The 23,256-nt window shown below is 70.4% G+C and carries 21 protein-coding genes; 11 read left to right on the top strand and 10 right to left on the bottom strand.

Annotated elements, in window-relative coordinates:
- The first annotated feature begins 23 nt into the window (after positions 1–23).
- The 4 genes from HF999_RS02505 to HF999_RS02490 all read left to right on the top strand — a co-directional run bounded on the left by HF999_RS02505 (position 24) and on the right by HF999_RS02490 (position 4,697).
- Positions 24–1,169: a DUF3089 domain-containing protein gene (locus HF999_RS02505; RefSeq protein ID WP_312853991.1), complete on the top strand. Its 1,146-nt coding sequence runs from the start codon at positions 24–26 to the stop codon at positions 1,167–1,169.
- Between the two features lie 101 nt (positions 1,170–1,270).
- Positions 1,271–3,064 (top strand): acyl-CoA dehydrogenase, encoded by a 1,794-nt coding sequence (locus tag HF999_RS02500; protein WP_168544353.1) that lies wholly within the window; start codon positions 1,271–1,273, stop codon positions 3,062–3,064.
- A gap of 20 nt (positions 3,065–3,084) precedes the next feature.
- Positions 3,085–3,963 carry a 1,4-dihydroxy-2-naphthoate polyprenyltransferase gene (locus HF999_RS02495; protein WP_168544352.1) on the top strand — a complete coding sequence of 293 codons (879 nt, stop codon included), beginning with the start codon at positions 3,085–3,087 and terminating at the stop codon, positions 3,961–3,963.
- Positions 3,964–4,145: 182 nt separating this feature from the next.
- Positions 4,146–4,697, top strand: coding sequence for a LysR family transcriptional regulator (locus HF999_RS02490; RefSeq protein WP_168544351.1), 552 nt, complete (start codon positions 4,146–4,148; stop codon positions 4,695–4,697).
- A gap of 147 nt (positions 4,698–4,844) precedes the next feature.
- Here HF999_RS02490 and cds1 read toward each other — a convergent pair whose 3' ends face one another.
- A complete protein-coding gene (gene cds1 / locus HF999_RS02485) occupies positions 4,845–5,948 on the bottom strand; it encodes an L-cysteine desulfhydrase Cds1 (RefSeq protein WP_168544350.1) in 1,104 nt (367 codons plus the stop codon).
- Entirely contained in the window at positions 5,945–6,244 is a 300-nt protein-coding gene (locus HF999_RS02480) for a DUF4229 domain-containing protein (RefSeq protein WP_168544349.1), read from the bottom strand. Before HF999_RS02480 ends, cds1 begins: the two co-directional genes overlap by 4 nt.
- 177 nt (positions 6,245–6,421) lie before the next feature.
- On the opposite strand from HF999_RS02480, the gene HF999_RS02475 reads away from it, so the two are divergent.
- Positions 6,422–6,583, top strand: coding sequence for a BldC family transcriptional regulator (locus HF999_RS02475; RefSeq protein WP_168544426.1), 162 nt, complete (start codon positions 6,422–6,424; stop codon positions 6,581–6,583).
- Between the two features lie 32 nt (positions 6,584–6,615).
- On the opposite strand, the gene ccsB is transcribed toward HF999_RS02475, so the two are convergent.
- From ccsB to hemL, 6 genes are read right to left on the bottom strand one after another with little or no spacing between them, the layout of a single operon-like run.
- Positions 6,616–7,611 (bottom strand): c-type cytochrome biogenesis protein CcsB, encoded by a 996-nt coding sequence (ccsB, locus tag HF999_RS02470; RefSeq protein ID WP_168544348.1) that lies wholly within the window; start codon positions 7,609–7,611, stop codon positions 6,616–6,618.
- A 2-nt stretch (positions 7,612–7,613) separates the two neighbouring features.
- Positions 7,614–9,245: a cytochrome c biogenesis protein ResB gene (gene resB, locus HF999_RS02465; RefSeq protein WP_168544347.1), complete on the bottom strand. Its 1,632-nt coding sequence runs from the start codon at positions 9,243–9,245 to the stop codon at positions 7,614–7,616.
- On the bottom strand, positions 9,242–10,027 hold the full coding sequence (locus HF999_RS02460; protein ID WP_168544346.1) for a cytochrome c biogenesis CcdA family protein: 786 nt from the start codon (positions 10,025–10,027) through the stop codon (positions 9,242–9,244). Before HF999_RS02460 ends, resB begins: the two co-directional genes overlap by 4 nt.
- Positions 10,027–10,617: a TlpA disulfide reductase family protein gene (locus HF999_RS02455; RefSeq protein WP_312853990.1), complete on the bottom strand. Its 591-nt coding sequence runs from the start codon at positions 10,615–10,617 to the stop codon at positions 10,027–10,029. The genes HF999_RS02460 and HF999_RS02455 overlap by 1 nt, the downstream gene beginning before the upstream one ends.
- Complete coding sequence (locus HF999_RS02450) at positions 10,614–11,243, bottom strand: histidine phosphatase family protein (RefSeq protein WP_168544345.1); 630 nt, start codon at positions 11,241–11,243, stop codon at positions 10,614–10,616. The genes HF999_RS02455 and HF999_RS02450 overlap by 4 nt, the downstream gene beginning before the upstream one ends.
- Before the next feature lie 22 nt (positions 11,244–11,265).
- On the bottom strand, positions 11,266–12,570 hold the full coding sequence (gene hemL / locus HF999_RS02445) for a glutamate-1-semialdehyde 2,1-aminomutase (protein WP_312853989.1): 1,305 nt from the start codon (positions 12,568–12,570) through the stop codon (positions 11,266–11,268).
- A 124-nt stretch (positions 12,571–12,694) separates the two neighbouring features.
- Here hemL and HF999_RS22330 point away from each other — a divergent pair, with 124 nt between their 5' ends.
- The 6 genes from HF999_RS22330 (at position 12,695) to HF999_RS02415 (ending at position 19,814) form a co-directional block, all read left to right on the top strand.
- Complete coding sequence (locus HF999_RS22330; protein ID WP_168544343.1) at positions 12,695–12,898, top strand: ribbon-helix-helix protein, CopG family; 204 nt, start codon at positions 12,695–12,697, stop codon at positions 12,896–12,898.
- Positions 12,895–13,263 (top strand): type II toxin-antitoxin system death-on-curing family toxin, encoded by a 369-nt coding sequence (locus HF999_RS22325; protein WP_168544342.1) that lies wholly within the window; start codon positions 12,895–12,897, stop codon positions 13,261–13,263. Before HF999_RS22330 ends, HF999_RS22325 begins: the two co-directional genes overlap by 4 nt.
- A gap of 103 nt (positions 13,264–13,366) precedes the next feature.
- Entirely contained in the window at positions 13,367–14,779 is a 1,413-nt protein-coding gene (locus HF999_RS02430; RefSeq protein ID WP_168544341.1) for a WS/DGAT/MGAT family O-acyltransferase, read from the top strand.
- On the top strand, positions 14,776–16,257 hold the full coding sequence (locus HF999_RS02425) for a carboxylesterase/lipase family protein (RefSeq protein WP_168544340.1): 1,482 nt from the start codon (positions 14,776–14,778) through the stop codon (positions 16,255–16,257). The genes HF999_RS02430 and HF999_RS02425 overlap by 4 nt, the downstream gene beginning before the upstream one ends.
- Before the next feature lie 40 nt (positions 16,258–16,297).
- Complete coding sequence (locus HF999_RS02420; RefSeq protein ID WP_312853988.1) at positions 16,298–17,809, top strand: carboxylesterase/lipase family protein; 1,512 nt, start codon at positions 16,298–16,300, stop codon at positions 17,807–17,809.
- Positions 17,810–17,849: 40 nt separating this feature from the next.
- A complete protein-coding gene (locus HF999_RS02415; protein ID WP_168544339.1) occupies positions 17,850–19,814 on the top strand; it encodes an acyl-CoA dehydrogenase family protein in 1,965 nt (654 codons plus the stop codon).
- 165 nt (positions 19,815–19,979) lie between these two features.
- Here HF999_RS02415 and HF999_RS02410 read toward each other — a convergent pair whose 3' ends face one another.
- Together HF999_RS02410 and HF999_RS02405 are read right to left on the bottom strand one after the other, a co-directional pair.
- Positions 19,980–21,689 (bottom strand): thiamine pyrophosphate-binding protein, encoded by a 1,710-nt coding sequence (locus HF999_RS02410; RefSeq protein WP_168544338.1) that lies wholly within the window; start codon positions 21,687–21,689, stop codon positions 19,980–19,982.
- Positions 21,689–23,242 (bottom strand): sodium:solute symporter family protein, encoded by a 1,554-nt coding sequence (locus tag HF999_RS02405; RefSeq protein WP_168544337.1) that lies wholly within the window; start codon positions 23,240–23,242, stop codon positions 21,689–21,691. Before HF999_RS02405 ends, HF999_RS02410 begins: the two co-directional genes overlap by 1 nt.
- Positions 23,243–23,256: the final 14 nt, after the last annotated feature.

Here is a 23,256-nt window from a genome sequence, read left to right as displayed (position 1 = left end):
TACCGTGGGTTTATCTTTGGCCCGTGACGATCACAGGATTCACCCGCAGGCTCGTGGCAACGGTGGCCGCGCTCACGCTGGGAGCGAGCCTGGCCGCCGGGGCCGCGCAGGGCGCACCGTCGACCACCTGGATGTGCCGGCCGGGGACCGCGAACCCGTGCACCCTCCCCACCGACACCACGGACCTCGGCACGGGAGAGGTGACCCCGGCCCGCCGGATCACCGACGCCGACAAGGCCGTGGACTGCTTCTACGTCTACCCGACGGTGACCAATCAGGTGGCGCTCAACGCGAACCCGGTCCGGATGCCCGAGGTCGACTCGATCGCCCGGTTCCAGGCCGCGCGGTTCGGGTCGATGTGCCGCGTGTTCGCGCCCGTCTACCCGCAGATCACGCTCATCGGCCTGACGCCCACGATGCTGCTGCACATCAAGCCCGCGGCGGACACCGCCTACGAGTCGGTGCGCAGGGCGTGGCGCGAGTACCTCGCCCGGGACAACCGCGGCCGCGGAGTGGTGCTCATCGGACACTCGCAGGGAACGATGATGCTGCGCAAGCTGATCCGGGACGAGATCGATGGTAACGCGGCGGTCCGGAACCGTCTCGTCGGTGCCTTCCTGATGGGCGGCAATGTCACCACGGCCGCCGGCAGCACCACGGGCGGCGACTTCCGGAACGTCCCCCTGTGCACGCGGCGCGGCGAGTTCGGCTGCGTCGTCGCGTACTCCACCGACATCGCGCCGCCGGTGCTCTCCCTGTTCGGCAACACGGATCTCGACCTGCTCTCGCACTCGATGGAGCTGCCCTTCGGCGCGGGCAAGCACATCGCCTGCACCGATCCCGGCCCGCTGTCCGGCGAGCGGGGCGCGGTCGGCGTGACGGTCCCGAGCGAGCCCTACTCGTTCGGGATCATCTCGGCGCTCATGACCTACACGACCTTCCCCGACGGCCTGCCGACCTCCGCGAGCACGTGGACCGTCAGCAAGGGGCGCGGAGTGGGCCGGTGCGAGGACGTCAACCGGCACAGCATGTACCGGATCAGCATGACGGTGCCGCAGTCGATCAACGAGCTGCCGCTGTTCAGCACCCACCTGCTGGACATGAACTTCGGTCTGGACCGGCTGGTGTCCATCGCGGCGCAGCAGTCCGCCGCGTGGCGCGCGCGGTAGGAGGCGGCGGAGGTCACAAATATTCACGACTGAAGGAATCTGGTCTAAGCTTACCGCTGAGTAAGATCGCTCGGCAGTAGTCAGCCCCGGATCGGAGAACCGTGAAGCAGAACATCGCAGCGCAGACACCGCTGCTCAACCCCCGCGACGTCGACTTCCTGCTCTACGAGTGGCTGAACGCCGAGGAGCTGACCAAGCGCGAGCAGTTCGCCGACCACTCCAAGGAGACCTTCGACGCCGCGCTCGATCTGGCCGCCGACATCGCAGTGCAGAAGCTGTCGAACCACTACAAGGAGGCCGACGCCGCGGAGCCGACGATCCAGCCCGACGGCACCGCGAAGACGCTGCCCGAGACCAAGGCGGGCCTGGACGCGATCAACGAGGCAGGCTTCACCTTCGCCGAGCTCCCGGCGGAGGAGGGCGGCATCGGCCTGCCGTCGCTGATCAGCAAGGCCGCGTTCGCCTGGATGCAGGCGGCGAACGTCTCGACCACCGTCTACTCGGGCCTGACGCTCGGCAACGGCAATGTCATCCGCTCCTTCGGCACCGATGAGCAGAAGCGCCTGTTCCTCGAGCCGATGATCGAGGGCCGCTTCACCGGCACCATGTGCCTCTCCGAGCCGGACGCCGGCTCGGCACTGGCGGACATCAGCGCGAAGGCCGAGCCCCGCGAAGACGGCACCTACGCCATCACCGGCACCAAGATGTGGATCACCGGCGGCGACCACGAGATGACCGAGAACATCGTGCACCTCGTGCTCGCCAAGGTCCCGGGCGCGCCCGACGGGGTCAAGGGCATCTCGCTGTTCATCGTGCCCAAGTACCTGGTGAACGACGACCAGTCCGTGGGCGAGCGCAACGCCGTGAACCTGGTGAGCCTGAACCACAAGATGGGCAACAAGGGCACCACCAACTGCCTGCTCTCGCTCGACGGTGCGACCGGGTACCTGGTCGGGGCCGAGAACCGCGGCCTCGTGCAGATGTTCCAGATGATGAACGAGGCGCGCGTCGCGGTCGGCCTCGCCTCGTCGTCGATCGGCTACACCGGCTACCTGCAGTCGCTCGAGTACGCGAAGACCCGCGTGCAGGGCCGCCCCGTCACCGCCCCGACCGGGCCGCAGATCCCGATCATCGACCACCCGGACGTACGCCGAATGCTGCTGGCGCAGAAGAGCTATGTCGAGGGCGGGCTCGGACTCGCCCTGTTCTCCGCGCGGCTGATCGACGATGCGCACACGGCACCGTCGGAGGAGGAGCGCACGGCGGCGGCGCAGCTGCTGGACCTGCTCACCCCGATCATCAAGAGCTGGCCCAGCGAGTGGGCGACGCGCGCCAACGACTACGCCATCCAGATCCACGGCGGCTACGGCTACACCCGCGACTACAACGTCGAGCAGCTCTACCGGGACAACCGGCTCAACGCGATCCACGAGGGCGCCAAGGCGATCCACGGCCTGGACCTGCTGGGCCGCAAGGTGCCGCAGCACGGCGGCGCCGCGTTCGGCGCGCTGCTCGGCCGGATCGAGGCGACCGCGGCCCGCGCCGTCGGCGTCGAGGAGCTCGCCCCGTTCGCCGCGGACCTGCGGGCGGCGAGCGCCCGCGCGGTCGAGGTGACGATGGCGCTGGGCGGCTCGGGCGACCCGTCGCTCTCGCTCGCCAACGCCACGTCGTACCTGGACGGTCTCGGGCACGTCGTGGTGGCGTGGCTGTGGCTGGATCAGGCCCTGGCCACCTACGCCGAGGACGGGACGGCCCGGGACGAGGCGTTCTACCGCGGCAAGCGGGCGGCCGCTCGGTACTTCTTCGTCTACGAGCTGCCCAAGGCGCACACCGAGTTCGACCTGCTCGCCAAGCTCGATCGGACCACGCTCGACCTGGACACGTCGGTCCTGTAGCCACTGCATAGGGTGGTCGCATGGCAACCCCCGCGCAGTGGCTCGAAGGAGCCCGGCCCCGCACGTTCCCGAACGCGATCGCCCCGGTCATCGCGGGCACGGGGGCGGCGGGCTTCTCCGGTCTGGAGAACTGGCCGCGGGCCGCGCTCGCCCTGGTGGTCTCCCTGTCGCTGATCATCAGCGTGAACTTCGCCAACGACTACTCGGACGGCGTCCGCGGCACCGACGACGACCGCGTCGGCCCGCTGCGCCTCGTCGGCTCCGGGCTCGCCTCCCCCGCGGCGGTCAAGCGGGCGGCGTTCTGCTGCTTCGGCCTGGCGGGCGTCGCGGGCGTCGTGCTCTCGCTGCTCGCCGGCGCGTGGTGGCTGATCCTCGTGGGTGCGGTGTGCGTCGCGGGCGCGTGGTTCTACACGGGCGGCTCGAGACCGTACGGCTACCTCGGCTTCGGCGAGATCGCGGTGTTCGTGTTCTTCGGCCTGGTCGCGGTGCTCGGCACGCAGTTCGTGCAGGCCGGGATGGTCGACGGTGCGGGGTGGTTGTGCGCGTGCGCGGTGGGCGCGTACAGCTCGGCGGTCCTCGTCGCCAACAACCTGCGCGACATCCCCACCGATCGCGAGTCGGGCAAGATCACCCTCGCGGTCCGACTCGGCGACGCCCGCACGCGCGTCCTGTTCGCCGTCCTGGTGACCGTCCCGACGGTGCTGGGCCTGGTGCTGGCCCTCGTCTGCACACCGTGGGCGCTGCTGACCCTGCTGTCCGCGCCGCTCGCCGTGCGCGCCGCGCTCCCGGTGGTCCGCGGCGGCCGGGGCCGCGATCTGATCCCGGGCATCGCCCAGACCGGCCTCGCGATGCTCGTCTGGTCCCTCGGCGCCGCGGTCGGGCTGTTCCTGGGGGCGTGACGTAGGCGCCGCCCTAGAAGCCATGCGCGCGACGCATGGCTGAAATATGCGCACTTCAGACTATGTTTTCCCCAACCGAGCCATGCAGTCCACGCATGGCTCCGATACTCGACCGACCGCACCGCCGATCACGTCCCTGGCAGAGGCGAAGAGTCGTCAGCGCCCAGCGGTACCGTCTCGGCATGTCCGACATCGAACGGTTGCGAGTGGTGGCTACGGTCGCGCGCACCCACAGCATCAGTGAGGCGGCGCGGATCCACGGCGTCGCTCAGTCCACCGTCACGCGGTCCGTCGCGGCAGTGGAGGCGCAGGTGGGATTCTCCCTCTTCCGACGTGGCGTCGCGGGCTCGCAACTGGAAGTGGGCGCGCGGTCGGCGATCGCGCTGATAGAACGAATCGTGGGCGGTTTCGACGAGCTCAGCACCCTGGGTACCGACCGCCCCGCGTCGTTCCGTCTGGCCCATCGTGCCGACGTTCCGCTGCCCGCGCACCTGGAGAGCACGATGATCCGCTGGAACCGGGAGCACACTCCCCACACCGAGGAGGTGATCCTCGACGATCCACTCGCGGCTCTGCTCGCCGGCGAGGTCGAGATCGCGATGGTGCTGCGCAGCGGTCCAGGCGAGGAGGATCTGGAGACCCGCGTCGTCAAGGCAATGCGCGACTCCCGGGTCGAGCTCCTGAATCGACCCGATCCGTCCGCGGAGATGGCCGAGTTCCTGCTACGCGTGTAGCCGTCGACCTGCGAGCCATGCGCGAGACGCATGACTCGCTGCGCAAAACTAGCCTTTACCTGCAGTTTCGCCTGCCATGCTTCCCACGCATGGCTTTCTGGACAAGGACACCACCTCGGTCCGACATGCCAGCAGAGCACGTCGGGCCTACTCCCGCCAGGAACCGTCCGTCAGGAACCGTTCGACGGTGAGCGTGGGCGGGATGAGATCGAACCCCTTCGACGCGACCCAGGCATCGTCGAAATAGGTGTCGAGGTAGCGGTCACCGTCATCGGCGAGGAGCGTGACGACGCTGCCGGACCGGCCCGCCTCGATCATCTCCGCGATCACGCCGAACGCGCCCCACAGGTTCGTGCCCGTGGATCCGCCGACGCGCCGCCCGAGCATCGCGGAGGCGATGCGGGCCGCGGCGATCGAGCCGGCGTCGGGTACGCCGATCATGCGGTCCACGATCTCGGGGATGAAGGAGGGCTCGACCCGCGGGCGGCCGATGCCCTCGATCCGCGAGGACTCACCCGTCTCGATCGAGCAGTCCCCCGCCTGGAAGCCGGGCAGGAAGCTGGAGTTCTCCGGGTCGACGACGCACAGGCGCGTGGCGTGCCGGCGGTAGCGGATGTACCGGCCGATCGTGGCGGAGGTCCCGCCGGTGCCCGCGCCGACCACGATCCACGCCGGCTCCGGATGCTCCTCCAAGGACAGCTGCGAGAAGATCGAGTCGGCGATGTTGTTGTTCCCGCGCCAGTCGGTCGCCCGCTCGGCGTGCGTGAACTGGTCCATGTAGTGCCCACCCAGGTCCCGGGCGAGGCGCGCGGCCTCGGTGTACACCTCGTCCGCGCGGTCGACGAAATGGCAGGTGCCACCCTCACGCTCGATGAGCGCGACCTTCGCCGGCGACGTGCTCCGCGTCATCACTGCCACGAAGGGCAGGCCGATCAGCTTGGCGAAGTACGCCTCGGACACCGCGGTGGACCCCGACGACGCCTCGATCACCGTGGTGCCCTCCCGCACCCACCCGTTGCAGAGCGAGTAGAGGAACAGGGACCGGGCCAGACGGTGCTTGAGGCTGCCCGTGATGTGGGTGGTCTCGTCCTTGAGGTACAGCTGGACGCCACCGCCGGCCCCCTGCGCCCAGGATCCCAGCGGGAAGCGCAGCAGGTGCGTGTCGGCGCTGCGGCGCGCATCGGCCTCGATGAGCCGCACCGCGTTGTCCACCCAGGCGCGGTCCGCGGACCGATCGCAGACGACCGTCATTCGTCGACGCCCTGCAGTCGGCGACGGAAATCGTCGCGCTTCTCCTTGCGCGCGGCGTCGATCACCGCGGCGCTGCGATTGACGCGCCCGCGCAGTCCCTTGCCGACCACCATCGACAGCGGAAGGGCGACGACGAGAGCGAAGAGGAAGACGATCACGAGGGGGACATCGTCCATGAACAGCCGACCGATTCCGTAGAACACCGCCGCGATCACCGCGACGAGTGCCAGGCGGAACAGCGTATACAAAACAATGTCGCGCGCCAGCGCCCGCTTGGCGGCTCCCGTATCGGTCATGACATCGAGCCTACTCCCCGTCCGAAATCCGACTTTACCAATACTTGACAGTCCGATAGAGGTTCGAGTACTCGGGCAAATCGCTGCATACTGGGCATCATGACCTCGGCACACCCGAATCTCAGCCAGCGCTCCGCCGACCCGCGCGCCGCGGCGCCCCGTCAGCCCGAACGCCTCATGACCCCTGGCCAAGTGGCCGCTCTGTTCAACGTGAACCCGAAAACGGTCACGCGATGGGCGGGCGCGGGCCTCCTCGGCTCCGTCCGGACGCCCGGCGGGCACCGCCGCTTCCGCGCATCGGAGGTCTTCGCTCTACTGAATCAGAACACCACCGGATAGCCGGACCGCGGACCGGAAATGCGGCGCGCGTTTCAGCCCGCGTAGGAATGCAGACCGGTCACCACGTAATTGATGAAGAACAAGTTGAACACCATCGCGGCGAATCCCAACAGATTCAAGTAGGGCGCGGCCTTGCGCCACACCGAGGTCGCCCGCGCGTGCAGGTACGCGGCGTAGATCACCCACGCGATGAACGACACCGTCTCCTTCGGGTCCCAGCCCCACGGCCGGCCCCACGCCGCCTCGGCCCAGATCGCACCGCAGATCACACCGGCGCTGAACAGCGGGAAGGCAACGATCACGGTGCCGTAGGCCACGCGGTCGAGCACCTGCGCGGAGGGCAGGGCCTCGACCAGCCGGCCCAGGAAGCCCGACGGTGCCGCCACCGTCCCGTCCGGCCGCTCGTAACGACGCCGGACCAGGTACAGCAGGCTGGCCACGCCTGAGACGAGGAAGATGCCCGAGCCGATCGACACGATCGACACGTGGATCGCGAGCCAGTAGGACTTCAGCGCGGGGACCACGGGACCCGCGGTGGTGTACAGCACGCCCTCGGCGACGAACATCAGAGCCAGGACGGGGAGCAGCACGAACACGAGGATCGGCCGGGTCTCGGACCTGCGCAGCATGATCAGGGCGGCGAGCACCGCGCCCGCGCACGTGATGGTGACGAACTCGTACATGTTGCCCCAGGGCATGCGCCCGGTGGCGACGCCGCGCGAGACGATGGACGCGACGTGCAGCAGGAGTCCCGCCACGACCACCGCGTAGCCCATCCGCCCGATCCGCTCGGACCGGGAGCGCCGCGGACCGTCGTCCACGACGACGCCGGGCGTGCTGACCGTGGCGACGGGCACTCCGCCCGCGGCGACGAGCTCCCGGCCGCGGTCGCGGGCCGCGGTCGCGCTGACCCGGGTGGTCGCGAGCTCGATCACCAGCAGCACCAGAGCGATCGCGTAGATCGCGGTGGCGCTGAGGAACATCGTCTCGGCGTACCCGGCGAGGGTCGTGTTGGTCGTCGGTCCCATGGTCAAGCCACCTTCTCACCGTTGCGGCCGACGAGGCGGTCGGCCAGCGCATCGAAGTCTTCGTTCCATCCAGCCTGGTCGGTGCGGGCCAGTCCGGCGATCTCCATCACGGTACCGCCGTGCTCGCGCGGGGTCAGCCGCACGAACACCCGTCGCCGTTTCACCGTCAGCGAGACGATCAGCCCGCCGAGCATCCCGATCGCGAAGACCAGCGTCCAGTTCTGCGCGGGATTGTGACTGACCTGCAGCGCGGCGAAGTTCTTCACGCCGTCGAAGCGCACCTGTGTCCCGTCCTCGAGCGTGGTCGACTGCCCGACATCGAGGTTCACTCGCGCCTTCCGCTCGAGCCGGCCGGAGTCGATCTGGTCGCGGCTGAGCGAGAAGATGTTCTGCGGCTTGCCCGAGTCGAGCCCGGTATCGCCCTCGTAGACGTCGATCGCGACGGCCGGGTCGTTCGGCGCCGGGTACCGCGAGGTCAGGAGCGATCCGTTGAGCTGCTTGGTGGGAGCGAGCAGGCCCTCGATCCCGATCTGCTTGGTGCGGCGCTCGTCCTCGGTCTTGTACAGCTCGGCGGGCGGGTCGAAGCGCAGGGCACCCGAGCTGAGGAAGAAGACCTTGTCCTGCGGCGCGAACTGCATCGTCTGCGTGCGGGTCTGGCCGCCCGGGTAGGTCACGGTGAAGGTGCCGGCGTAGCCGTGACCGAGCATGTACACGCGCACGCCCTCCATCCGCAGGGGCCGGTTCACCTCGATCGTGAACTTCTTCCACGTGCCGTCCCGCAGGCCGTCGCGGTCCTGGTAGGAGGCGTTCGTGGAGAACATGTCGGGCTGCGCGTTCGGCAGGAAGGTGGCGTTGACCGTATCCGCCTTGAGACAGAAGGGCGCGAGCCCGGTGCCGTCCACGAGGTTGCCCGCGCGGAAGTTGTCGTAGTTCGACGAGGTGTTGCAGAAGCCCTCATCGCCGGCGATGACGATGCGCGAGCCCTCGTAGCCGAACTGCTGCCCGACGCCGATCGCCACGAGGACGCCCAGCAGCGACGCGTGGAAGAGGAGGTTGCCCGCCTCCCGGATGTAGCCCTTCTCGGCGGAGACGGTGACGGTGCCCGCGGGCTCACTCGCGGTGCCCGGACGGGAGATCTTGCGCCATCCGCGCAGCCCGGCGAGCGCCGTCCGCGCCGCTGCCTCCGGCTCCTCGTCGCTCTCGCGGACGGTGTGCCGGGGCAGGCGGGACAGGTTGCGCGGAGTGGCGACGGGGGCCGTGCGCAGCGCGCGGATGTGCTCGAACAGGCGCGGCAGGATGCAGCCGACGAGCGAGACGAACAGCAGCGCGTAGACGGCGGTGAACCACACCGACTTGAACACGTCGAAGAGCTGCAGCTTCTCCATGATCGTGCCGAGCGTGCCGTGGTCGGCGATGTACTTGGCGGTCGCAGCGGCGTCGATGTCGCGCTGCGGCAACAGCGCGCCGGGCATGGCCGCCACGGCGAGCAGGAACAGCAGGACCAGCGCCGTCTTCATCGACGTCAGGGAGCGCCAGGTGTTGCGGACCGCGGCGATCGCGCGGCGGAGGGGGGACTGCCGCTGCGGGCTCGAGGGCGGGACCGGCGGATTCGAGTGTTTCGTCAAAGTACTCATATGGGCATCACTGTGTCGGAAACGAAGAGGCGGCGCACCAGGTCGATGAATTCGGCCCAGTACCCGGTGACCAGCGCGACACCCACCGCGATCATCAGCACGCCGCCGAGGACCTGGATGCGGCGCGAGTTGCGGCGCAGCCACCCGACCGCGCGGACCGCCACCGTCGACCCGAGGGCCAGGACGATGAAGGGCAGTCCGAGCCCCGCGCAGTAGGCGACGATGAGGACGGCGCCGCGGGCGGGTTCGGCGTCGGTGCCGACGACGATCGAGAGGATCCCCGCCAGCGTCGGGCCGATGCACGGGGTCCAGCCGAGCGCGAAAACCCCGCCCAGCAGGGGCGCGCCCGCGAGGGTCGTCCACTGCCGCGGCGCGAACCGGACATCGCGCTCGAGCATCGGGATGAGGCCGATGAAGGCCAGTCCCATGACGATGGTGATCACGCCGCCGATCCGCATGAGCGTGTCGGCGTTGAGGGCGATCGAGGTGGCCAGCCCGAAGACGGACATGGTCATGAGCAGGAAGACCGCGGTGAACCCGGCGACGAACAACACGGCGGCGCCCATGACGCGCCACCGTCCGGCACGCGCGCCCGCTCGGGCCTCGTCGACGGTGGCGGCCGGCGCCTCGGCCCCGACGAGCCCGGCCAGGTACGACAGGTAGCCGGGGACCAGCGGCACGATGCACGGCGAGGCGAAGGAGACGAGCCCCGCGAGGAGGCACGCGCCGAGCGCGAGCAGCAGCGGGCCCGAGACGGCCGCGGTGGCGAAGGCCTCTCCCATCAGCCCTCCCCCAGGACCTTCTCGACGGTGCCGAGCAGTTCCTTCTCGCCGACCGTCGTGAGGTACGACGCCGCCACCCGGTGCTTGCGGTCGAGCACGAAGGTCATCGGCACGACGGTCGTCGGGTACTGCGCGCCGATGGCCAGCAGCGCGCGGCCGGGCGGGTCGTAGATCGACGGGTAGGTCAGGCCCTGGGAGCCGATGAAGTCGCGGGCGGCGTCGTCGCCGGCGGTCTCGCGCACGTTGATGCCGAGGAACTGCACGCCGCGGTCCTTGGTGGCGAGGTAGGTGCGTTCGAGCTCGGACGACTCGAGCCGGCACGGTGCGCACCAGCTGCCCCAGACGTTGATGACGACGACCTTGCCGTCGTAGTCGGAGAGTGTGAGGGTGGTCTTCTCGTCCGTCACGCTGCGACCGGACAGGTTCTCGACGGTGCTGCGCTTGTCGGGCTCGTAGAACTGCCGGATCTTGCCACCGGGGGCGATGATGCCGCCCTTGGCCGCCTGGTCGGAGTACTGGACGCAGCCGGATGCGCCGAGGGCGACCGCGCCGAGGACCATGAGCGCGGCGACGCGTCGGGCGCCGCTCACGCGCCCGTGATCCGCGGGTCGGACGCTCCCGCGGGTTCGGAGTACACGAGGTCGACGAGCGCGTCACCGTCGTAGACGAGGCTGGTCAGCGATGCGAGGGAGCACTGCCGCTTGCGCGGATCGTGCCAGAGCCGCTTGCCCTCGAGGTAGCGGCGCAGGGTCACCACCGGCAGCTGGTGGCTGACCAGCACGGCCTCGTGGCCGCGGGCCCGCTCGCGGGCGATGTCGACGACGCCGAGCATGCGGTGCGCGATCTGGAGGTAGGGCTCGCCCCAGGACGGGGTGAACGGGTCGCGCAGCTTGGCCCAGTGCTTGGGCTGGCGCAGCGCACCGTCGCCGACGGACACCTTGAGCCCCTCGAACTGATTGCCCGCCTCGATGAGCTCCTCGTCGGTGATGATCGCCAGGCCGTGGGCCGCGGCGATCGGCGTCGCGGTCTCCTGCGCGCGCTGCAGCGGCGACGCGAACACGGCGGTGATGTCGTGGTCGGCGAGCGCGTCCGCGACCTTGCGCGCCTGGGCGCGGCCGGTGTCGGACAGCCGGAAGCCGGGGAGGCGGCCGTAGAGGATGCCGTCGGGGTTGTGCACCTCGCCGTGCCGCATCACGTGCACGATCGTCTGGGTCATCTCGTCGTCTCTCCTACCGGGCTCACTGCTTCGCCGCGGCGGCTGCGCGGGCGGCGGCGGGCAGGGCCGCCTCGATGGACTCGAAATCGGTGTCGGTGAGCGCCGCGGAGACGAACCACGCCTCGAAGGCGCTCGGCGGCGGGTAGACCCCCCGCTCGAGCAGCGCGTGGAAGAAGGGCGCGAACCGGAAGGTCTCGGCGGCCTTCGCCTGGTCGTAGTTCACGACCGGGCCGTCCGTGAAGAACACGGAGACCAGGTTGCCCGCGTACTGGACGTGGTGCCGCACCCCCTCGGCGGTGAGCGCATCGCCGATCAGGCCGCCGAGCCGGATCGAGTTGGCGTTGAGCTGCGCATACACCTCGTCCGTGGCGTTCCTCAGCGTCGCGAGACCCGCCGCCACGGCGACGGGGTTCCCGGAGAGCGTTCCGGCCTGGTAGACGGAGCCGAGCGGGGCGAGCCGGTTCATCACCTCAGCGCGGCCACCGAAGGCGGCGGCGGGGAGGCCGCCGGACATGACCTTGCCGAAGGTGAACAGGTCGGCGTCGACGGGCTCGAGCCCGTACCAACCGGCCTTACTGACGCGGAAGCCGGTCATGACCTCGTCGAGGATGAGCAGCGCACCGTCGGCCTCGGTGATCTCGCGCAGGCCCGCGTTGAAGCCCGGCAGGGGCGGTACGGCGCCCATGTTGCCGGCGGCGGCCTCGGTGATCACCGCGGCGATCTCGCCCGGGTAGCGCGCGAAGGCCTCGCGCACGGCCGCCAGGTCGTTGTAGGGCAGGACGACGGTGTCCTGCGCCTGCGCGCCGGTCACACCGGGGCTGGTGGGCAGGCCGAGGGTGGCGAGGCCGGAGCCCGCGTCGGCGAGCAGCGCGTCGACATGTCCGTGGTAGCAACCCGAGAACTTGATGATCTTGGTGCGGCCGGTGACACCGCGGGCCAGACGCACCGCGCTCATGGTGGCCTCGGTGCCCGAGTTGACCAGGCGGATCCGCTCGACGGGGGCGACCCGCGCGATGAGCTCCTCGGCGAGCTCGACCTCGGCCTCGGTGGGGGCGCCGAAGCTCAGGCCGGTCGTGGCGGCGCGCTGGACGGCCTCGACGACGGCGGGGTGCGCGTGCCCCAGGATCATGGGGCCCCAGCTGGAGACGAGGTCGACGTAGCGGTTGCCGTCGGCGTCCGTGAGCTGCGATCCCGATGCCGAGGCGATGAACCGCGGGGTGCCGCCGACGGCGGAGAACGCGCGGACCGGGGAGTTCACACCGCCCGGGATCGAGCGTGCCGAGCGGTCGAACAGTGCGGCGCTGGCCGGGGTCTGGGGAGAACTCACGACTTCCAGTGTCCCAGGCCGAAGCAAATCGTCAACTACAGGGTGTAGGAGATGCCGGAATCCGCCACGATGGGCGGTTCGGAACTCGATACCACTGTGGTACCACCCGGCGTACCGTGGAGCCATGGCCATGACCCTTCGCCTCACCGACGACGACGATGCCGCACTCACCGCGATCGCTGCGGCCGAGGGCGTCAGCAAGCAGGAGGCGGCACTGCGCGCGATCCGGGAGAAGTCCGCGCACATCAACCGCGACGCGCAGGTCCGCCGCCTGACGCGCGACGCGGTCGCCCGGTACGGTCCGCTCCTGGACCGCCTGGCGCAGTGACCGTTCACCTCGACCTGGTACTGCTGCTCGCGATCGCCGATGAGGCCGGACTGCCCGGGGTGCGCGACGCGGGGTTGCTCGAGGCCGCGGCGATGCGACCGCGGACCACCGCGTTCGGGACCGACGCCTACCCCACCCTGGACGAGAAGGCCGCGGCACTCCTGGAATCGATCGTGCGCAACCACCCCCTCGTCGATGGGAACAAGCGCCTCGGCTGGCTGGCGACGACGGTCTTCTTCGCACTGAACGGCGTCGCACTCAATGCGCCGGAGGACCCCGCGTACGACCTGGTCATCGGGATCGCCGAGGGTCGGATCGACTATCACGCGAGCGCCGCTCAGCTCGCCGCCTGGACGAATCCGTGACGCGAGCCTGGTAGCACGGCCGACGACCTATAGTGGAACAGGTTCCACATACCGGGGCCGCACATCACCGCACATCACCGCCGATGCACTGGGGGCACGACCAATGGAACGACTCAGCGGACTGGACGCCTCCTTCCTGTACCTGGAATCGCGCTCCCAACTCATGCACGTCAGCGGCATCCTCGAGCTGGACCCGGGCACCGTCGAGGGCGGCTACCGCTTCGAGGACCTGCGCAGCGAGCTGGCCCGGCGGATCACGGCCATGCCGGCTTTCCGGCGCAAGCTGCACGACTCGGTGGTCAACCTTGACCACCCCGTGTGGGTCGAGGACGAGTCCTTCGACATCGAGGCGCACGTGCACCGCATCGCGGTCCCGGCGCCCGGCGGGCGGCAGGAGCTGGCCGATCTCTGCGCGCACATCGCCGGCCAGGCCCTCGACCGCAGCAAGCCCCTCTGGGAGATGTGGGTGATCGAGGGCCTCGCGGACGGCAGGATCGCCGTGATGATGCGCATGCACCACGCGGGCGTCGACGGCGTGACCGGCGCCGGCCTCATGGCGCAGCTCTGCTCGCTCACCCCGGAGCCCCCGGCGCTGGACCCCGCGATGGTCGACCGCAGCACGGGCGGCGCGCCGCTCCTCGCCCTCGCCGCGGACGGCGCGAAGAACGTGCTGCTGCGTCCGCTGTCGCTGGTCTCGCTGCTCCCCCGCACGCTGCCGGTCCCGGTCAAGTGGTGGACCCGCGCGCGCCGCGGCGCCGCGATGCCCGCCCCGTTCAGCGCGCCCCGCACGTCGCTGAACAGCGCGATCACGGGCCACCGCTCGATCGCCTTCGCCTCGGTACCGCTCAGCGATGTCAAGCGGGTCAAGGACCACTTCGGCGTGAAGATCAACGACGTGGTCCTCGCCGCCTGCTCCGGCGCGATGCGCGAGTTCCTGCACGACCGCGGCGAGCTGCCCGAGCAGCCGCTGGTCGCGATGATCCCGGTGTCGGTGCACGAGGCGGAGATCGGCGCGACGCTGGTCGAGGGCTCGAACAAGGTGACCGGCATGTTCACCCGCATGACCACGGATGTCGAGGGCCCCGTCGAGCGGCTCGAGGCGATCCGCGAGCGGGTCGCGACGAGCAAGGAGCACCACGGCGAGCTCGACGACAACCTGCTGCGTTCCTGGGCGCAGTTCGCTCCGGCCTCGATCATGTCGCTGGGCGCGAAGCTGTACGGCGAGAACAACCTGCCCGAGCTGCACCCCGTGGTCTACAACCTGGTGATCTCCAACGTGCCCGGCCCGGACTTCCCGTTGTACTTCCTGGGCGCGCGGATCCACTCGATGTACCCGCTGGGCCCCGTGTTCCACGGTGCGGGCCTCAATGTGACGGTGTTCTCCCAGGAGGGCACACTGAACATCGGCGTGATCGCCTGCAAGAAGCAGGTACCCGACCCGTGGCCGATCGTCCGTGCCTTCGAGCGCGACATCGCGGCCCTGGTCGCCGCAGTCGACGAGGGGACACAGCCATGACCGACGGTCCGCGCGTACGGATCGATACCGGCGAGCTCTCCGGGCTCGACCGCGGCACCGTCCACGCCTTCCGCGGCATCCCCTACGCGCAGCCGCCCGTCGGCCCCCTGCGCTACCGGGCCCCGCAGCCGGTCGAGCCGTGGGACGGGGCCCGCGAGGCCACCGCGTTCAGCGCGGCCGCGCCGCAGAACAAGAAGTACACGCTCGTCGGCTTCCGGGAGTACCAGCCCACCAGCGAGGACTGCCTCACGCTGAACGTGCTCGCCCCCGCGCGGCCGGCCACCGCGCCGCGCCCGGTGATGGTGTTCATCCACGGCGGCGCCTACCTCATGGGCAGTTCCGCGACGCCGCTCTACCTCGGAAATTCGCTCGTCGAGCGCGGCGACGTGGTGTTCGTCTCGATCAACTACCGCCTCGGCGCACTCGGCTACCTGGATCTCACGGAGTTCTCGACGGACGAGCGCCCGATCGACGGCAACCTGGGCCTGCGCGACCAGGTCGCGGCTCTGGAATGGGTCGCGCGCAACATCGCCGCGTTCGGCGGCGACCCGGGCAATGTCACGATCTTCGGCGAGAGCGCCGGCGGCAACGCCGTGACCACGTTGCTCGCGGTGCCCGCCGCCCGCGGCCTGTTCCACCGCGCGATCGCGCAGAGCTCCGCGCCCGAGCTCACCGTCGACGCCGTCACCGCCCGCGGCTGGGGCAAGCGCTTCGTCGAGCTGATCGGCGGGCCGGAGAAGATCGACACCAGCAGCTCCGAGGAGCTGGGCCGGGCCGGGAACCACCTGATGGGCGAGCTCAACCGGGAGCAGCTCGGGGTCATCCCGTACGGACCCACGGTCGACAGTGACCTCCTCCCGGAGGATCCGGAGCTCGCGATCGCGGCCGGACGGGGCGCCGACGTCCCGCTGATCATCGGCACCAACCGCTCCGAAGCCACCCTGTTCACCAAGATGCCCGGGATGGGCAGGCCCACCGCGGAACGCGCCGCGCACACCCTCGGCGCCGAGCCGGACCGGTTCGATCCGCTGGCCGCCGCGTACCCCGGATTTCCCGGTATCCCCGCGATCAACCGGATCATCGGCGACTACATGTTCTGGGCACCGTCGTTGCGCATCGCGCAGGCCCACGCGCGGCACGCGCCCACGTACTTCTACCGCTACGACTTCTCCCCGAAGACGCTGGATCTGTTGGGCTACGGCGCCACGCACGCGACGGAGCTGATGGCGGTGTTCGGCGTCTATCACGGCACGACGGGGCGGGTCCTCGGCGTGCTCGGCGACCGGCGCACCGCCATGCGCGTCTCCGACGGGATGCAGCGCGACTGGATCACCTTCGCGCGCACCGGGCGCCCCGCGACCGAGTGGCCCACCTACAACGGCACCTCCCGCGCCACTCTCGTGATCGACGACCGGAACCGGATCGTCTACGACCCGTCCCCGGAGATCCGTCGGGCCTGGGAGCGGTTCACGGGGTAACGGGCCGACCCACGCACGACCGCGCAGGCATACTCGGATTGTGAACACCGTCGTGGAGACCGAGTCGGGAGCCGTGCGCGGCGTGGCACGGGGCGCGGTGCTGGCGTTGCGCGGCATCCCCTACGCGGCGCCGCCCGTGGGCGGGCTGCGCTGGCGGGCGCCGCAGCCGGCACCGTTGTGGTCCGGGGTCCGGGACGCGGACGACTTCCGCAACGCCGCGGTGCAGCACCCGAAGAGCACCCCCGTGGGGCTCGGGAAGTACCAGCCGGTCGATGAGGACGCTCTGACGCTCAACGTGGTCGCCCCGGCGGAGCCGTCGGCCACGCCCCGCCCGGTGATGGTGTTCATCCACGGCGGCGCCTACCTCATGGGGAGCTCGGGAACGCCGCTCTACTACGGGAACTCGCTCGTCGAGCGCGGCGACGTGGTGTTCGTCTCGATCAACTACCGCCTCGGCGCCCTCGGCTACCTGGACCTCACGGAGTTCTCCACCGAGCGCCGCCCGATCGACGGGAACCTGGGCCTGCGCGACCAGGTCGCGGCACTGGAATGGGTGCAGCGCAACATCGCCGCGTTCGGTGGCGACCCCGACAATGTCACGGTGTTCGGCGAGAGCGCCGGCGGCAACGCCGTCACCACACTCCTGGCGACTCCGGCCGCCCACGGCCTGTTCCACCGCGCGATCGCCGAGAGCTCCGCCCCGGGGCTGACGACGGACCTGCAGACCGCCCGATCCCGCGGCCGACTCTTCCTCGAACTACTCGGCGGCGCAGCACAACTGGGGACCGACGCGATGCTCGTCTCCCGCGCCGGCCACCACACGATGCGCAGGCTGGAGAAGGAGCAGCCGGGCGTGGTCCCGTACGGCCCCGTCGTCGACGGTGACTTCCTCCCGGAGGACCCGACTCTCGCCATCGCCGCCGGACGGGGCGCCCGGGTGCCGTTGATCATCGGCACCAATCGCGATGAGGGCACGATGTTCACGCGCTCCGGGCAGCTCGCCGAGCCCTCGGTGGACGTGATGGCCCGGACGCTGAACGCCGCACCCGACCAGATCGCGGCGATCGGGATGGCGTACCCGGGGTTCCCCGGAAAAGCGGCATGGCAGCGACTGTTCGGCGATCACGAGTTCTGGGCACCGTCGGTCCCCATCGCCGAGGGGCACAGCGCCCACGCCCCCACGTTCATGTACCGCTACGACTACGTCCCGACCGCCTTGCGCGCCGCGGGCCTCGGCGCGAGCCACGCGAGCGAGCTGCTCGCGGTGTTCGGTGTCTTCGCGGGCAAGGGCCGGGTCCTCGCGCTCGGCGATCGGCGCACCGCAGCGCGCGTGACCACCGAGGTGCAGCGGGACTGGATCGCGTTCGCCCGCACCGGGCGGCCCTTCTCCGACTGGCCGCAGTACGACGGTGCCGCGCGCCGCACGCGCATCATCGCCGCACAGTCCCGGGTGGAGGACGATCCGGATGCGACGCAGCGTCGCGCGTGGGCCGCCTCCGGCCTGCCCGGGACCGCGCTGCCGGTCGGCGACCGCACCGGCCCTCTCGCCTGAGTCCTCGCCAGTACCGTTACCGGCCGGTAGGGTCGGAATCATGACGAATCCGGCACCGTCGCCCGAACTGACCGCAGCGCTGCGCGCCATCCTGGACGGCCGGTGGGCCGCGACGAGGGACACCGTGCGCGCCCAGATCGAGGACGGGAACGTGGTTCCCAAGACCGGCCTGAGCCTGGACGAGTACCGCGAGCTGATGCTGGGCCAGATGAAGGACATGGTGCCGCTGGGCTTCCCGGCCGACGGCTTCCGCGTCGAGCACGGAGGCACGGGCGACGTGGGCGCCGCCGTCACGGCGATCGAGACGCTCGGCTACGGCGATCTGTCCCTCATGGTCAAAGCGGGTGTGCAGTGGGGCCTGTTCGGCGGCGCCGTCGAGAACCTCGGCACCCGGTACCACCACGACCGGTACGTCAAGGGCCTGATCGAGCTCGACGTGCTCGGGTGTTTCGCGATGACGGAGACGGGCCACGGCTCCAACGTCCAGGAACTGGAGACCACCGCCACGTACCTCCCGGAGACCGGCGAGTTCGAGATCCACTCCCCCACGTCCAGCGCTCGCAAGGACTACATCGGCGGCGCCGGCGCGCACGCTCGCTACGCGTCGGTGTTCGCCCAACTGATCACGGGCGGCCCGGGCGAGGAGCCGAAGGGCCGTGGTGTGCACTGCTTCGTGGTGCCGATCCGCGATGAGAACGGCGCCGACCTGCCCGGTGTCACCACCTCCGACTGCGGATACAAGGGCGGCCTGCCCGGCGTGGACAACGGCCGCATCGTCTTCGATCATGTGCGTATCCCGCGGGCGGAGCTGCTGAACCGCTACGCCGAGGTCGCCGAGGACGGCACCTACTCCAGCCCCATCGAATCCGACAGCAAGCGGTTCTTCACCATGCTCGGCACGTTGATCCGCGGGCGCGTCACGGTGGGAGCGGCAGCGGGCGCGGCGGGCCGGCTCGGGATCACGCTGGCCACCAAGTACGCGCTGGTGCGCCGCCAGTTCGATGCGCCGGGCGGCGCGGGCGAGCTGCTGCTCCTCGACTACCGCACGCACCAGCGGCGCCTGCTCCCGCTCGTGGCCCGGGCCTACGCGTTCGCGATCGCGCAGAACGAACTCACCGCCGAACTGCACGAGCTGCAGTCCGGCGATCCGGATGCGGTGGACCCCGCGTACGCACGGGAGATCGAGGGCAAGGCGGCCGGGATCAAGGCCGGCCACACCCGCCTGGCCTCCGACGCGATCAGCGCGGCCCGCGAGGCGTGCGGCGGCGCCGGTTACCTGTCGGAGAACCGGCTTCCGCTGCTACGCGGCGACATCGACGTGTTCACCACCTTCGAGGGCGACAACCTGGTGCTCACGCAGCTGGTGGCGAAGGAGCAGCTCACGGCCTACGCCGCCGACGTCCAGGGCCTCGACGCCGTGGGCTGGGTGCGGTTCGTGGCGAACATGGCCAAGGACGTGGTGTTGGAGAAGACGGCCGCCCGGCAGGTGGTGCAGACCCTGCTCGACGATTCGGACGAGGACACCGAGGAGAGCGAGCTCACCCACCCCGGCACCCAACTGCGCCTGCTCCGGAACCGGGAGAACCACCTGCTGCGCACCGCGGCCGACCGCATGCGTCGCGCCAAGGATCCCGACGAGGATCCGCTCGCGGTGTTCACCGAGACGCAGGACCACCTGATCAAGGTGGGCGACGCGCACATCGAGCGGATCGTGCTGGAGTCCTTCGTCGACATGATCACCGACGTCAAGGACCGGCAGACCCGTGACGCGCTCAAGCTGATGCGCAACCTGTACGTGTACTCGCTGCTCGAGCGCGACCTCGGCTGGTACCTGATGCACCGCCACGTCTCGGTGGAGCGTGCCAAGGCCATCCGCCGCGGCGTCAACGAGCTGTGCGGCAAGGCCCGTCCGATCGCCGAAACCCTCGTGGACGCGTTCGGCATTCCCGCTGCGGCCCTGGACGTCCCGATGCTGGATCCCGCCAACAGCGTCGCCGTCCGGTAGCGGCCCGACGACGAGGTCCGCACCCAGGCCGCGGCGCTCCTCAAGCGCCTGTGATCCGGTGGCCCCGGGCCACGCTGGTCGACGTCACCGATCGGTGCCGATCCTGCTGCGCAGGAACAGCGCGCTTGTCGTCCGCTCGGCCTCGGCAAATCCACCCGCGAGCGGTCACTGCGGCGGGAGCGTGCTCGGGCGGTCGAGGTGGGTGGGGGCGAACATCCGCAGGAGCGTCTCGACGACGACGACGCGCGGCCCGCGCGCCGCGGCCGCCCGACGCAGTGCCGCGCCGACCTCCTCCGGCGCGACCCGTTCCGCCGTGACTCCGAAGGACTCCGCCAGCCGGACGAAGTCGGGCCGGGCCAGTTCGGTCGCGGTGGCGGTCCCGAAGGCGTCGGTCATGTACTCGCGCAGGATCCCGTAGCCGCCGTCGTCGACGATGAGCCAGGTCACCGGGAGGTTGTGCTGCGCCGCGGTCGCGAGTTCCGCGATCGAGTACATCGAGGAGCCGTCCCCGGCCACCGCGACGACCCGCTCCGCGTCCGCCGGGTCCGTGCCCGCGGCGCGCTCCGCGTGCCACGCGGCCGCTCCCAGCGCCGCGGGAAAGGCGAACCCCAGGCCGCCCGCGCCCTGCGCGGAGTGGAACTCGCCGGTGCGCGCGTCCCAGCAGCTCCAGGCCCAGTACGCGGCGATCGTCATGTCCCAGAAGGTCTGTGCAGCATCCGGCACGGCATCCCGAAGCGCGTCCAGGAAGCTCCGCTCGTGCTGGAGATCCTGGGAGGCCAACCGGCCCTCCACGGTGCGCAGCGTCGCCGCCACCTGATCCTCGGTTCCGGGGGCGCGCTCCGGATCTCGGGCGGCACCCCGCGGCCCGACGGTGCGCTCGAGCTCGGTCAGGAGCGCGCCGAGCGCGGCCCGCGCGTCGGCGGCGATCCCGAGGGCCCGATGGTTGGCCTCGAGCACCCGTGGTTCCGCATCGATGTGCACGATCCGGCCGCGCGGCGCGAGGGTGTAGTAGTTCGACGTGACCTCGCCGATCGAGGTACCCACCGCGAGCAGCACATCCGCGTCTTCGAGCACCTCCGTCACCGCGACGTCCTCCACCCAGGACTGGAGCGAGAGCGGGTGGTCCCACGGGAAGGCGCCCTTGCCGCCCGGAGCGCACACGACCGCGGCGCCCAGCATCTCCGCCAGCGCACGGAGCTCGGCCTGTGCACCCGAACGCCGCACGCCGCCACCGGCGATCACTGCGGGCCTTCGGGCGCCGGCGAGCAGGGCCGCCGCCGCGGCGATCTCCTCCGGACGCGGTGCCGCGACCGTCCGCGCCGGGGACAGCGGCCCCACCACGGGCGGGACGTGATCGGCGGAGCCGAGCAGGACGTCCTGCGGGATCTCGACCCAGGCCGGGCCCTGCGGGGCGGCGAGCGCATCGCTCCACGCGCCGGCGATCGCCGCGGGGATCGCCGAGGCCTGCTGAACCAGTCGGCGGGACCGCGTCACACTGCTCGTGGCCGCCTTCTGATCGTCCAGTTGATGCAGCATTCCGCGGTGTCGTTCTCCCAGGCCCGGACGGGGGATCTGGCTGCACACCACCACCATCGGAACCCCGGTGGCCAGGGCCTCCTGCAGGCCGGCGAGCGAGGTGAGGGCGCCGGGGCCGGTGGAGAGCAACAGCACGCCCACCCGGCCCGAGGCGCGCGCATAGCCGTCCGCGGCGAACGCGGCATTGTTCTCGACCCGGGAGCCGACCAGGCGAAGGGAGCTGCGCGAGAGCGCATCGAACAGCCCGAGGGCGTGCTGCCCCGGAATGCCGAAGACGGTCGACGCGCCGAGGGCACTGAGGGTTTCGACGACGAGGTCGCCTCCGGTGCGCGTGCCCATCAGGCCTCCGTTCCGACGGGAGTGCCGTCGGGCTCACCCTGCAGGCGGGCACGCCAGGCCGCGGCGACGGCGGGATCGGTCGGCGGGGTGAGCAGGGAGACGACGACGTACACGACCAGGGACACCCCGAGCCCGTAGTAGATCGGCTCGTTCGCGAGCACGCCCTCCATGAAATCGCGTCGCTGCACGGCGATCACCGCCATCGTCCCGAGCGTGGCGATACTCCCGGTCGCCATCGCCCACGTCGCACCGACGCCGGTGCCGCGCTTCCACAGCATTCCGCCCAGGATCGCCACGAGCAGCCCGCCGACGAGGATGTCGTACGAGATCGTCAGTGCCGCCACCACATCGGTGACCACGATCGCGATGCCGACGACGCACAACCCGAGCGCCAGGACCCAGTACCGGTCCTGCGCCACGTCGTCCTCGGCGGTGGTGTCGACGGTGCCCGCCGCAACGCCGGGGGTCGCGGCACCGTCGGACCGGCGACCGAGCCAGCGGGCGATCGGCGGCCAGACATCGGTGCGGGCGACGGTGGCGGCGGCGATCAGCGCGCCGGAGGACGTGGACATCATCGCCGCCACGGCCGCTGCGAGCACGATGCCTCCGAGGATCATCGGCAGCAGGTTCGTCGCGACCTCTGCGTACACGGCGTCCTTGCCGAGCCGCGCCACGTCGATCTCCGGGAGCGCCACGCGCGCAGCCATTCCGATCATCGCGCCCGCGATGCCGTAGAGCACGCAGTACACGCCGGCGCTGATGCCACCCCACCGGGCGACCTGCGGAGTGCGGGCCGTGAAGACGCGCTGCCAGATGTCCTGGCCGATCAGGATTCCCAGGGTGTAGACGACGAAGTAGGTGATGATGGTCTGCGTCCCGATGCTGGTCCAGGAGAAGAAGGACGCGTCGAGGCGCTCGCGCATCGCGCCGAGTCCGCCGGCGGAGTGCATCGAGAAGGGCAGCATGAGCAGGAACACGCCGACGGTCTTGATCACGAACTGCACCTGGTCGGCCAGGGTGATCGACCACATCCCGCCGACGGTGGAGTAGACGACCACGATGATGCCGCCGATGACGATGGCCACCCAGCGGTCCCAGCCGAACAGCACGACGAAGATCGTCGCGTACGCGCCCGTCGAGGTGGCGCACAGCATCAGCGTGTACGCGAGCATGATCACGCTCGAGAACTGCGTGGCTCGGTTGCCGTAGCGCAGCGTCAGCATCTGGGCGACCGTGTACACCCGCAGCCGCTGGATCGTGCCCGCGAAGAACACGCTGAGCACGAATACTCCGGTGCCGATCGCGATGACCAGCCATGCTCCCGATATCCCGAACTTGTAGCCCAGGCCCACGCCGCCGACCGTGGACGCCCCGCCGAGGATGACCGCGGCCATCGTTCCCGTGTAGAGGAGCGGCCCGAGCCTGCGACCTGCGACGAGGTAGTCAGCGCTGTCCTTGGTCCTGCTCTTGCCCCACCACCCGAAGGCGAGCATGGCGACGAGGTACGCGATGACGATCGCCGAATTGGCGATGGCCGGAACACTGTGACCCATCCGAACTCCCACTG

The sequence above is a fragment of the Tsukamurella spumae genome (assembly GCF_012396015.1).
GTDB lineage: Bacteria > Actinomycetota > Actinomycetes > Mycobacteriales > Mycobacteriaceae > Tsukamurella > Tsukamurella spumae.
Note: the sequence above shows the minus strand (reverse complement) of the source record. Positions and strands in the feature narration are given on the sequence as shown.